The organism is Lentzea sp. NPDC037011, from assembly GCF_055607425.1.
In genome coordinates, this window is sequence record NZ_JBVJRT010000010.1 from 372,625 (window position 1) to 384,658 (window position 12,034).

Below are 12,034 nucleotides of genomic sequence, written 5' to 3' on the forward strand. Positions count from 1 at the left end.
TGGCGCACCTTCCCCGGCGCCAGGTTCGACGGGCGGGCGGGGACCTGACGTCACCCGAACGCATTTCGGGGAGTAGAGGGACGATGGATCAGCCGCGGCACGTTCCGGTGCTGCTGGACCGCGTCCTGGAGCTGCTCGCTCCCGCGCTGAGCGGCAAGCCCGCCGTCCTGGTCGACACGACCCTCGGCATGGGCGGCCACTCCGACGCGCTGCTGAGCGCGCACCCCGGGCTCACCCTCATCGGTCTCGACCGCGACCCGCAGGCCATCGAGCTGGCCTCGGCCCGGCTCGCGCGCCACGGCGACCGCGTCCACCTCGTCAACGTCACCTACGACCACATCGACGAGGCCGTGCACGACCTGGGCTTCAAGCGGGTCGACGGCGTGCTGATGGACCTCGGCGTGTCCTCGTTGCAGCTCGACGAGTCCGAACGCGGGTTCGCCTACTCCAAGGACGCGCCGCTGGACATGCGGATGTCCAAGGGCACCGGCATGACGGCCGCGGACGTGCTCAACACGTACTCGCACGGCGACCTCGCGCGGATCCTCTCGACCTACGGCGAGGAGCGGTTCGCGGGCAAGATCGCCTCGGCGGTCCTGCGCGAGCGCGAGCGGGAGCCGTTCACGAACTCGGGCCGGCTGGTCGAGCTGCTCTACAACGTCGTCCCCGCCGCGTCCCGGCGCACCGGCGGCCACCCGGCGAAGCGCACGTTCCAGGCGCTGCGGATCGAGGTCAACGGCGAGCTGGAGTCGTTGCGGCTGGCCCTGCCCGCGGCGCTGGGCGTGCTCGCGGTGGGCGGGCGGATCGTCGTGGAGTCCTACCAGTCCCTCGAGGACCGGATGGTGAAGCACGCGTTCGCGGAGCTCGCGAGGTCGAAGACGCCGCCGGGGCTGCCGGTCGAGCTGCCCGGTCACGGGCCGGAGCTGAAACTGGTCACGAAGGGCGCGGAGGTCGCGTCCGAACAGGAGATCGAGGACAACCCCCGTGCCGCACCCGTGCGGCTGCGGGCAGCGGAACGGATCGGAGAGGTGAGATGACGGCACCGGCACGGGTCGGTGGGCCGTCCCCACGCGACCGCTCCAAGGACAAGAAGACCGACACCGACAAGGCCCGGCGCCGGTCCGCCGCCGCCGACCGCGCCTACGCCCGCCGGGCGCAGCGCGCGCAGAACCTGCGCGGCGGGTCGTCGGCACCGCAGCAGAACGCGCGGCAGGTGTCGAAGGCCCCGTTCGTCGTGCTCGTGATGCTCGTGCTGGTCGCGGGCATCGCCGGGATCATGTACTTCTCCACGCAGGCCGCCGCCGACTCCTACCGGTTGCAGGAGGCACGCGCCGAGCAGGAGAAGCTGACGCTGCGGGTCGAGCAGCTGCGCCGCGAGGTGGCGCTGCTGGAGTCGCCGACCGACCTCGCGCGCCGCGCCACCGAGATGGGCCTGGTGGAGCCGTCGAACCCCGCGCGGCTGCGGCAGCTGGCGGACGGCACGGTCGAGGAGTTCGGCAAGCCGAGCGCGCCGACGAAGTCGACGCCGCCGCCCCCTCCCACGACCACCACGCCGCCTCCCGCCGGTGAGCAGCCGCCGCCAGCCGGCACCACGCCGCCCGCGGGTGACGGGGCCGCGAACCCCCCGACGCCACCGGCGGGTGGCTGATGCCGGGACCGCAGCAGAGGGGCCCGCGCCGGCCGTTGTCCGTGCGCGGTCCCGCTCCGAAGGCCCGCACCGGCGGTAACAGCAAGGTGCGCATCGCCGTCGGCCGCATCCTGCTGGTCGGCGCACTGGTCATCGCGGGCCTGAAGCTCGTGCAGGTGCAGGGGTTGCAGGCCGACGAGCTGTCGACGCAGGCCCGGTTGCAGCGCACGACGTACCTGAACATCCCCGCCGAACGCGGCGCGATCCTCGACCGCAACGGCAACCAGCTCGCGTTCTCCGTCGAGGTGCGCGCGCTCTACATCCTTCCCCAGCGCGCCAGGAAGAACTGGGACGCCGAGCGCGAGAAGGAGAAGGACAAGCAGAAGAAGCAGTTCGCGCAGACCTACGACGAGCACGCGCGTGACGTCGCGAAGTTCATCTCCTCGACGCTGGGCCCCGAGGTCAACGGCGAGAAGACCGACGAGGAGACGATCTACGAGCAGCTCGTGGCCGACATCAGCTACGAGGTGCTGGTCAGCGAGGCCGAGCCGACCAAGGCCGCGGCGATCGTCGCGAAGTACCCGGCCGAGATCGGCTCCGAGTACCGCGCCAAGCGGATCTACCCGAACGGCCAGGTCGCCTCCAACATCATCGGCGCGGCGAACTGGCGCCAGGACGAGAAGCCGCCGACCACCCAGGGCATCCTCGGCCTGGAGAACGCGGCCGACAACGTGCTGGCCGGCCGGATGGGCCGCAGGGTCGTCGACACGATGTCCGGTGACGACACCCTCGTCATCCCGAACACCGAGCGCGAGCTGACCAAGCCGCAGCCGGGCAAGTCGCTCGAGCTCACCATCGACGTCGACACGCAGTACGCGGTGCAGCGGATGGTCACCGACTACACGAAGAAGTCGGGCGCCCGCAGCGGTTCCGCCGTCGTGCTGGACTCCCGCAGCGGCGAGATCATCGCCATGGCCAACGACCAGACCTACGACCCGACGGACTTCGGCAAGGCCAGCGACGCGCAGAAGCGCAACCGCGCCGTGGCCGACACGTTCGAGCCCGGCTCGGTGAACAAGATCATCACCGCCGCGGCCGCCGTCGAGTACGGCCTGTTCAAGCCGGACGACGTGCTCCAGGTGCCGGGCTACCTCAAGGTCGCCGACCGCACGATCAGGGACGCGTGGAACCACGGCACCGTCCCGATGTCGTTCACCGGCGTCTTCGCGAAGTCCTCGAACGTCGGCACCCTGCTGGCCGCGCAGGAGGTCGGCCAGGAGCGCTACGCCGAGATGCTGGAGAAGTTCGGCCTCGGCAAGCGCACCCAGTCCGGTGTGCCCGGCGAGGAGTCCGGCATCGTGCCGCCGCTCAACCAGTGGTCCGGCTCGACGTTCGGCAACCTGCCGATCGGCCAGGGCCTGTCGATGAACCTGCTGCAGATGACCGCGATGTACCAGACCATCGCGAACGACGGCCTGCGCGTGCCGCCGCGGCTGGTCCGCGCCGAGATCTCCGGCGACGGCTCGCGCTCGGAGAAGCAGCGCCCGGAGGGCGTGCGCGTGGTGTCGCCGGAGACCGCCAAGACCGTGCGGAGCATGTTCCGCTCCGTCACGCAGTCGGACCCGCGCGACGCGAACCAGAACGGCACCGGCGCGAAGGCGGCGCTGCCCGGCTACCAGGTCGCGGGCAAGACCGGCACGGCCCAGCAGATCGACCCGAAGTGCAAGTGCTACTCGGACTCGCAGTACTGGATCACCTTCGCCGGCATCCTGCCCGCCGACAACCCGCGCTACGTCGTCGGCATCATGCTCGACGCGCCCACCGGCACCCCGTTCAGCTCCTCGGCCGCACCGCTGTTCCACGACATCGGCGCGTTCCTGACGCAGCGGTTCCAGGTCCCGCTGTCGAACGAGCAGACGCCGTACGTGCAGCTGCAGCTCTAACAGGGCTTGCGCAGCACGGTTCCGGTCGTCCCCGGCAACGCCGCGAAGCTGACCGGCGCGTTCTTCTCGTCGATGTGCTTTTCCTTCAGCCGGACGGTGATCGGTGCACTGCCGGTCTTGTTCGCGTTGACGAGCACGGTGCCGCACGCGAAGTCGCGCTGGAACACGTTGGTGCTCACCGCGAAGTGGGCGCCGAGCGGCTTGCCCAGGTCCCAGTCGTACTCGGCGCGCCACGGCGAGGCGTTGTCGTAGCGGTCGGTCTCCGCGATCTCGGAGATCGCCGTGTGCCCGCCCTCGGCCAGCAGGTAGCTCGCGAAGGCGTAGCGGAACGGCTGCTCGGCACCGCTGTGGTGCGGCTGCACCCAGGTGATCTTGCCCTTGGCCTCGTTGGCGGTGATCTCGGCGAGCTGCCGGCTGAACCCCTGCGGGTACTCCGACAGCAGGTCCCGGTCCCCGAACGTCAGCCACCACTCGTCGAACCCGCCGTCGAGGTGCTCGACGTAGCTGTCCCACGCGCCGTCGTGCAGGCGGGCGTTGGACAGGTTGGCCACCGTCTTCAAGCCGGCGTCGACGAACTGCTGCCGGGTGTTGGCGAGCATCGAGCGGTAGGCCCCGCGCATGGCCTCGTCGGTGCGGTACTTCGCCGGGCACACACGCGCGTGGTAGGTGTCGCAGGCGAACAGCGCGTTGTCCATGAACACGCCGTCGAAGACGTTGCGCGACGCGCTGATCACGTTGTCGGCCCACGCCTTCTGGTAAGCGGTGTTACCGACGTCCATCTGCCAATGGCCGCCATATCCGTCGTACTCGAACCGCTGACCGTTCGGGTCCACGAGGAACCACGAGGGATCGGCCGCGCAGTAGCCGACACCGGTGGGCAGATCGGCGTCGTCCACCCCGTTCTCACAGGCATGGCTGCGGGTCGAGGAGAGGTCCTTGTAGACGAACGTCTTGATCTCGGGGTTGGCTGCTTTGAGCTGCCTGGCGAGATCGCCCTCCCAGGCGTTCAGCACCACGTACGACCGGCGCTGCGCCTCGGTCCTGATCATTTCCGGCGTGGTCGGTGAACTGTTCATGTGCAGCCAGTACGACTCGGTCGTGCGGGTCGGTTCATCGGCCTGAGCTGCGGGGACGAGTGACAGCGCCACCGCGGAAACCATGATCGATATTTGTGGGAATCGCACGCTGAACTCCACCTCGCCTTGCTCTCCGGATTTGGAGTATTAGACGTGATGAAACGCGTCTTATTAAGGGGGTGTGAGCTCGGAGTTTTCACTGTGAAACAATGAATTTGGTCATTGTCGCGCCTGGGTGTGTTCTCGCTCACTTGCACAATCGAAGTGCGCCACCAAGAATGCGCGACCCGCTCGATCGCCGAACGGACCGGCGGTCCCGTCCAGGTGGGGTTCGGGGTCAAACCACACGGGGCGGTCCACACTGGACAGAGGTGTGCGCGGAAGGGAAACCCGTGGTCCCGAGCGCGGTGGAACGGCGACGTCAGTCGATTGCCAACGCGCCGACCGGCCACTCTCCGCACGCCGGTAGCCTCTTGCGCGTGCCTGCCAAGCTCGAGGGCAAGGTCGCGACCGCCCCGCCCCGCCCGAACCACATCCGACCTGCGTCCGCGGCTGCCCTGGCCGCGGTCGCCGACGTGCACCTGACGCGTCCCGCGCACGCCGACGTCCAGGTCACCGGGGTGACTCTGCGTGCACAGCACGTGGTCCCCGGCGACCTCTACGCCGCGCTGCCCGGCGCCCACGCGCACGGTGCCGACTTCGCGGAGACCGCTCTCGCGAACGGTGCGGTCGCGGTGCTCACGGACGAGGCCGGTGCCGCTCGCGAGTCCCTCAAGGACGTGCCCGTGCTCATCCACCCGCGCCCGCGCGAGGTGGTCGGGCTGCTCGCCGCCCACGTCTACGGGCGGCCGTCGGCGAAGGTGCGGCTATGGGGGGTCACCGGCACGTCCGGCAAGACCACCACCACGTACATGATCGAGTCGGTGCTCAAGGCCGCGGGCCGCACCACCGGGCTGATCGGCACGGTCGGCACCCGCATCGGCGACGAGCAGCTCGGCAGCTCGCACACCACGCCGGAGGCGCCGGACCTGCAGGCGCTGTTCGCGGTGATGGCCGAGCGCGGTGTCACCGACGTGGCGATGGAGGTCTCCAGCCACGCGCTGCACATGGGCCGCGTCGCCGCCACCGAGTTCGAGGTCGGCGCGTTCACGAACCTCAGCCAGGACCACCTCGACTACCACGCCGACATGGAGGAGTACTTCCAGGTCAAGGCGCAGCTGTTCGACGGTCGCGCGCGCCGCGAGGTCGTCTGCGTCGACGGCGACTGGGGCCCCAGGCTGGTCAAGCCGGGCACCGTCACCGTCGCGACGACGAAGCCCGCCGACTGGACCGCGAGCGGTGTCGAGGTGAGCGCCACCGGCGAGCAGACCTTCACCGCGCACGGCCCGGACGGCGACGTCGAGGTCCACCTCCCGCTCGCGGGCAGCTTCAACGTCGCGAACGCCCTGCTGGCCATCGCCTGCCTGCACGCGGAGGGCGTCCCGGCCGAGGCGATCCGTGCCGGTCTCGCGGCCGTGCAGGTGCCCGGCCGCATGCAGCGGGTGGACGAGGGCCAGGACTTCACCGCCGTCGTCGACTACTCGCACAAGCCCGCCGCCGTCGCGCTCGCGCTGGACGCGGTGAGGGCCAAGACCGACGGCCGGGTGATCGTCGTGCTCGGCTGCGGCGGTGACCGCGACCGGGCCAAGCGGCCCCTCATGGGGGAGGCCGCGGCGGAACGCGCCGACGTGGTGATCATCACCGATGACAACCCCAGGAGCGAAGACGCGTCCTCCATTCGGGCCGCCGTGCTCGAAGGCGCCCTCGCCACCGCGAACCGGGGCGAGGTGCTGGAGATCGGCGACCGGGGGCTCGCGATCGGGAAGGCCGTCGAGCTGGCACTTCCCGGCGATGTCGTCGTCGTGGCGGGCAAAGGACATGAGACGGGACAAGAGATCGCCGGCGTGATCCACCCGTTCTCGGACGTGGAGACCCTGACCGCCGCGATCAGGAAGGCGCACCGTTGATCGCACTCACGCTCGCCGAGATCGCAGAGGTCGTCGGTGGACGGTTGCACGCAACCGATGGCAGCCCGGTCGTCACCGGCACCATCGAGTTCGACACCCGCAAGGTCACCGACGGCGGTCTGTTCCTGGCCCTGCCGGGAGAACGCGTGGACGGCCACGACTTCGCGGCGCAGGCCGTCGCGGCGGGCGCGGCCGGTGTGCTGGCCGGCCGCGAGGTCGACGCCCCCGCGGTCATCGCGCCGCCGGTGCCGACCAGGCACGCCAACGCCTACGTGCTCGCCGGCGACCAGAACGGCGAGGGCGCCGCGGTGCTGGAGGCGCTCGCGAAGCTCGCGCGCCACGTCACCGACCGGCTGGCGGACCTCACGATCATCGGCATCACCGGGTCGGCGGGCAAGACGTCCACGAAGGACCTCATCGCCCAGGTGCTGCGCCCCACCGGTGAGGTCATCGCGCCGCCGGAGTCGTTCAACAACGAGCTCGGCCATCCGTGGACCGCGCTGCGGGCGGGCGAGGACACGAAGTTCCTGGTGCTGGAGCTGTCCGCGCGCGGGGTCGGGCACATCGCGAACCTCTGCGGGGTCGCGCCGCCGAAGTTCGGTGCCGTGCTCAACGTCGGCACCGCGCACCTGTCCGAGTTCGGTTCCCGCGAGGGCATCGCGCAGGGCAAGGGCGAGCTGGTCGAGGCGCTGCCGGAGGACGGCGTCGCCATCCTCAACGCCGACGACCCGCTGGTCGCGGGCATGGCGAGCCGCACGAGGGCCAAGGTCGTCCTCGTCGGTGAGAGCCCCAACGCGGACGTGCGCGCGGTGGGCATCGAGCTCGACGAGCAGGCCCGTGCGAGCTTCACGCTGCGGACCGCGCGGGGCGAGGCGCACGTCAAGCTCGGCGTCAGCGGCGCGCACCAGGTCGGCAACGCGCTGGTCGCCGCCGCCATCGCGCTGGAGCTGGGCGCCACGCCCGCCGAGGTGGCCGAACGACTCGGTGCCGCGGAACGGGTGTCCGCGCACCGCATGGTGATCACCGAACGGGCCGACGGCGTGACCGTGGTCGACGACGCCTACAACGCGAACCCGGACTCGGTGCGGGCGGCGTTGAAGGCGCTCGCGACGATCGCCCGGTCCGCCACGCCCGCCCGCCGCAGCTGGGCCGTGCTCGGCCCGATGGCCGAGCTGGGCGACGACGCCGTGCGCGAGCACGACGAGATCGGCCGGCTCGTGGTGCGCCTGGACATCAGCAAGCTCGTCGTGATCGGCGACGCGGCCCGCGCGATGCACCAGGGCGCGCACCTGGAAGGATCTTGGGGAGAGGAATCCGTCCTGGTGCCGGACGCGGACGCGGCGATCGAGTTGCTGCGCGCGGAACTCCGGCCCGGTGACGTCGTGCTGGTCAAGGCATCCAACGCCTACCGCCTGTGGCGCATCGCCGAGGCCCTGCTGGAGGCAGGAACCAAGTGAAGAGCATCCTGATCGCGGCTGCGATCGCACTCGCGGTGTCGATCCTGCTGACGCCGTACCTGATCAAGATCTTCTCGCGCCAGGGCTTCGGCCAGGAGATCCGCGAGGACGGCCCGCAGCACCACAAGACCAAGCGCGGCACGCCGACCATGGGTGGTCTCGCCATCCTGGTCGCGATGTGGGCCGGGTACCTCGGCACGCACCTGGTGAACTCGATGTCGGCCTCGGCGTCCGGGCAGACCCCGACGGCGTCCGGCCTGCTCGTGCTGATGCTGACGACGTCGCTGGGGCTCGTCGGCTTCCTCGACGACTTCATCAAGATCCGCAAGGCCCGCAACCTGGGCCTGAACAAGACGGCGAAGCTGGTCGGCCAGTTCATCGCGACGATCACGTTCGCGATCCTCGTGCTGCAGTTCCCGAACAAGGAGGGCCTGACCCCCGCGTCGGTCAACCTGTCGTTCGTCCGCGACATCACCGTCGTCTCGTTCGGCACGATCGGGTTCATCGTCTTCTGCTACGGCATGGTCGCCGCCTGGTCGAACGCCGTGAACCTGACCGACGGCCTCGACGGCCTCGCCGGCGGCTCGTCGGCGATGGTGTTCGGCACGTACGTCGTGATCTCGTTCTGGCAGTTCCGCTACAACTGCACCAGCTACGCGGTGGTCGGCTGCTACGACGTGCGCGACCCGCTGGACCTCGCGGTGATCGCCGCGGCCGCGATGGCCGGCTGCATCGGCTTCCTGTGGTGGAACGCCGCCCCCGCCAAGATCTTCATGGGTGACACCGGCTCGCTCGCGCTCGGCGGCCTGGTCGCCGGTCTCGCGATCGCGACCCGCACCGAGCTGCTGATGATCGTCATCGGTGGTCTGTTCGTGGTCGAGGCGCTGTCGGTGGCGATGCAGGTCGCCGTCTTCCGCACGTCACGACGGCGGCTGTTCCGCATGGCACCGTTCCACCACCACTTCGAGCTGGCGGGCTGGGCGGAGACCACGGTCATCATCCGGTTCTGGTTGATGGCCGGCATCTGCTGCATGTTCGGTCTGGGCGTCTTCTACAGCGAGTGGCTGACGGGCGGGTTCTGATGACGAAGCTGGCCGGGTCGCGGGTGCTGGTCGCCGGTGCCGGGGTGACCGGCCGGTCCGCGGCGGAGGCGTTGCTCGCGGCGGGCGCCGAGGTCGTGGTGACGGACTCGTCCCCCGACCGGCTGGCGGCGCTGGAGTCGCTGCTGGAGGGCGTCGAGCTGGTGCCCGGCCTGACCGAACCCCCCGCGGGCACGTCGCTGGTGGTCACGAGCCCCGGCTGGCAGCCGTCGAGCCCGTTGCTCGCGGCGTCGGCGGCGGCGGGCGTCGAGGTGATCGGCGAGGTCGAGCTGGCCTGGCGGATGGCCGCCGAGCTCGCCGACCCGCCGGTGTGGCTCGCGGTGACCGGCACGAACGGCAAGACCACGACCGTCGGCATGCTGGAGTCGATCCTGCGCGCGGCCGGCGCGGACGCCGTGGCCTGCGGCAACGTCGGACTGCCGGTCGTGGACGCGCTGCTGGCCGGGCGCCGGGTGCTCGCCGTGGAGCTGTCGAGCTTCCAGCTGCACTGGGCGCCGTCGGTGCGCCCGCAGGCCGGTGCGCTGCTCAACCTCGCCGAGGACCACCTGGACTGGCACGGCGGCATGGAGGCCTACGCGCGGGCCAAGGCCGGGGTGCTGACCGGGGACGTCGCGATCGGCTGGCTCGACGACGAGCTCGTCGTCGACCTGCTGGAGGACGCCCCGGCGCGCGACAAGGTCGGGTTCACCCTGGAGGAGCCCGCGGAGGGCCAGCTCGGCGTGCGCGGCGGCTGGCTGGTGGACCGCGCGTTCGCCGACGACGAGCCGCTGGTCGAAGTGGCCAAGATCCGCCCGGCCGGCCCGCCCGGCATCGCGGACGCCCTGGCGGCGACGGCGCTGGCGCGCGCGTACGGCGTGCCGTCCGAAGCCGTGCGCGAGGGCCTGGAGTCGTTCGAACCGGCCGCCCACCGCGCCGTGCTGGTCGGCGAGGCCGACGGCATCCGCTACGTCAACGACTCGAAGGCGACGAACCCGCACGCGGCGGTGGCGTCGCTGCGCGCGTTCGACAGCGTCGTGTGGATCGCGGGCGGCCTGCTCAAGGGCGCGTCGGTCGAGGACGTGGTCCGCACAGAGGCCCACCGGCTGCACGGCGTGGTGCTGATCGGGCAGGACCGGCAGGTCCTCGCGGACGCACTGGCGCGACACGCGCCCGATGTCCCCGTTCGGGTCCTTGACGCGGGGGACGATGGGGCCATGACCGTCGCGGTACGTGCTGCCCGGGAACTGGCGGGGCCGGGTGACACCGTGCTGCTCGCCCCCGCAGCGGCCTCCATGGACATGTTCACCGACTACGCCCATCGCGGACAGGCGTTCACCGCCGCGGTGCGGGAGCTCATCGGCCGATGAGCGTCGTCGCGGAGAAGACGGGGACCAAGCGCAAGGCGCGTCCCGCCAGGCGCGTCGCGTCGGTGCGCGGCGGTCTGACCGCGTGGCTGAGCCGTCCGCTGGCGGACTTCCACCTGCTGCTCGCGGTCTTCGGCATGCTGACCGTGCTCGGCCTGGTGATGGTGCTGTCGGCGTCCGCGCCGGGGCAGGTCGCCTCGGGTGTCTCCGCCTACAGCGTGTTCCAGAAGCAGCTGATCTACGTGTGCGTCGGCGCGGTGCTGTTCTGGGTGGTGCTGCGGTTCCCCCTGCGGAAGCTGCGGCACCTGTCGACGGCCGCGATGGGCATCGGCGTGCTGCTGCTGGCGCTGGTGCTGACGCCGCTCGGTGACGTGCGCGGTGGCGCCCGGTCGTGGTTCACCCTCGGGCCGGTGTCGTTCCAGCCGATCGAGGCGGTGAAGCTCGCGCTCGCGCTGTGGGGCGCGCACGTGCTCGTGACCAAGCGGGCGCTGCTCTCGCAGTACCGGCACCTGCTGGTGCCCGTCGTGCCCGTGGCGATGCTGGTGTTCGCGCTGGTCATGTTGCAGCCCGACCTCGGCGGCACGATCACGCTCGGCGTGGTGCTGGTCAGCCTGCTGTGGTTCGTGGGCGCGCCGATGCGGTTGTTCGGCGTGATCCTCGGCGGCGCGGTGGCCGGTGCCGTCGTGCTCGCGATCGGGGCGACCTACCGGCTCTCGCGCGTCACGTCGTTCCTCGACCCGAACGCGGACCCGCAGGGCGCCGGTCTGCAGGCCCGGCAGGCGATGTTCGCGCTGGCCGAGGGCGGCCTGTTCGGCAAGGGCCTCGCCCGGGGCAGCTCGCAGTGGCGGTACCTGCCCAACGTCGAGTCGGACTTCATCTTCGCGGTCATCGGCGAGGAGCTCGGGTTCGTCGGGTGCGCGCTGGTGCTGGCGCTGTTCGGCACGCTCGCGTGGATCGGCCTGCGGGTCGCCGCGCGCAACACCGACCCGTGGATCCGGATCGTGGCGGCGACGCTGACGGTGTGGCTGGTCGCGCAGGCCGCGATCAACATCGGCTACGTCGTGAAGCTGCTGCCCGTCACCGGTCTGACGCTGCCGATGATCTCCGCCGGCGGCACGTCGATCGTCACGACCATGGTGGTGTTCGGCATCCTCGCGAACTGCGCCCGGCACGAGCCGGAAGCGGTGTCTGCGCTGCGCTCGCTCGGCCCCGGCCGGGTCGGTGGCCTGCTGAAGCTGCCCGCACCCGAGGCCTACAAGCCGCCGCCCAAGCGCAAGCCGGTCCGCCCGTCGACGCCCCCGCGCGCACCCGGCCGCAACCGCACCGCGCAACTCCCGGTGGTGGACGAACGTCGTGTGGCTGGACGCTCCGCTCCGCCCTCGGAGTACCGTCGCCGCGAAACGCGGCGGGTGAACCAGAGCCGTTCAGAGCAAGGCCGATCGACCCGCGGACGCGGGCGGTACAACTGATTTCGCAGCACAC

At 70.9% G+C, this 12,034-nt stretch carries 9 protein-coding genes; 8 read left to right on the forward strand and 1 reads right to left on the reverse strand.

Features of this window, described 5'->3' with window-relative positions; all coding sequences use genetic code 11:
• The first annotated feature begins 83 nt into the window (after positions 1-83).
• Genes rsmH through ACZ7CH_RS30205 form a run of 3 tightly spaced genes read left to right on the forward strand, consistent with a single transcriptional unit; the run spans position 84 to position 3,570 of the window.
• On the forward strand, positions 84-1,037 hold the full coding sequence (rsmH, locus tag ACZ7CH_RS30195; protein WP_360390542.1) for a 16S rRNA (cytosine(1402)-N(4))-methyltransferase RsmH: 954 nt from the start codon (positions 84-86) through the stop codon (positions 1,035-1,037).
• On the forward strand, positions 1,034-1,648 hold the full coding sequence (ftsL, locus tag ACZ7CH_RS30200; RefSeq protein WP_470370701.1) for a cell division protein FtsL: 615 nt from the start codon (positions 1,034-1,036) through the stop codon (positions 1,646-1,648). The genes rsmH and ftsL overlap by 4 nt, the downstream gene beginning before the upstream one ends.
• Positions 1,648-3,570 (forward strand): peptidoglycan D,D-transpeptidase FtsI family protein, encoded by a 1,923-nt coding sequence (locus ACZ7CH_RS30205; RefSeq protein WP_360390537.1) that lies wholly within the window; start codon positions 1,648-1,650, stop codon positions 3,568-3,570. Before ftsL ends, ACZ7CH_RS30205 begins: the two co-directional genes overlap by 1 nt.
• Here the strand turns inward: ACZ7CH_RS30205 and ACZ7CH_RS30210 are convergent.
• Positions 3,567-4,718: a putative glycoside hydrolase gene (locus ACZ7CH_RS30210; protein ID WP_470375492.1), complete on the reverse strand. Its 1,152-nt coding sequence runs from the start codon at positions 4,716-4,718 to the stop codon at positions 3,567-3,569. The genes ACZ7CH_RS30205 and ACZ7CH_RS30210 overlap by 4 nt on opposite strands.
• A 407-nt stretch (positions 4,719-5,125) precedes the next feature.
• Here ACZ7CH_RS30210 and ACZ7CH_RS30215 point away from each other — a divergent pair, with 407 nt between their 5' ends.
• Genes ACZ7CH_RS30215 through ftsW form a run of 5 tightly spaced genes read left to right on the forward strand, consistent with a single transcriptional unit; the run spans position 5,126 to position 12,021 of the window.
• The gene (locus tag ACZ7CH_RS30215; RefSeq protein WP_470375493.1) at positions 5,126-6,652 is read left to right on the forward strand and encodes a UDP-N-acetylmuramoyl-L-alanyl-D-glutamate--2,6-diaminopimelate ligase; all 1,527 of its coding nucleotides are present in this window, start codon (positions 5,126-5,128) and stop codon (positions 6,650-6,652) included.
• Complete coding sequence (locus ACZ7CH_RS30220) at positions 6,649-8,109, forward strand: UDP-N-acetylmuramoyl-tripeptide--D-alanyl-D-alanine ligase (RefSeq protein WP_360390528.1); 1,461 nt, start codon at positions 6,649-6,651, stop codon at positions 8,107-8,109. The genes ACZ7CH_RS30215 and ACZ7CH_RS30220 overlap by 4 nt, the downstream gene beginning before the upstream one ends.
• Positions 8,106-9,191 carry a phospho-N-acetylmuramoyl-pentapeptide-transferase gene (gene mraY, locus ACZ7CH_RS30225; RefSeq protein ID WP_065916843.1) on the forward strand — a complete coding sequence of 362 codons (1,086 nt, stop codon included), beginning with the start codon at positions 8,106-8,108 and terminating at the stop codon, positions 9,189-9,191. The genes ACZ7CH_RS30220 and mraY overlap by 4 nt, the downstream gene beginning before the upstream one ends.
• A complete protein-coding gene (gene murD / locus ACZ7CH_RS30230) occupies positions 9,191-10,555 on the forward strand; it encodes a UDP-N-acetylmuramoyl-L-alanine--D-glutamate ligase (protein WP_470375494.1) in 1,365 nt (454 codons plus the stop codon). The genes mraY and murD overlap by 1 nt, the downstream gene beginning before the upstream one ends.
• On the forward strand, positions 10,552-12,021 hold the full coding sequence (gene ftsW, locus ACZ7CH_RS30235) for a putative lipid II flippase FtsW (protein WP_360390522.1): 1,470 nt from the start codon (positions 10,552-10,554) through the stop codon (positions 12,019-12,021). The genes murD and ftsW overlap by 4 nt, the downstream gene beginning before the upstream one ends.
• The last annotated feature ends 13 nt before the right edge of the window (positions 12,022-12,034 follow it).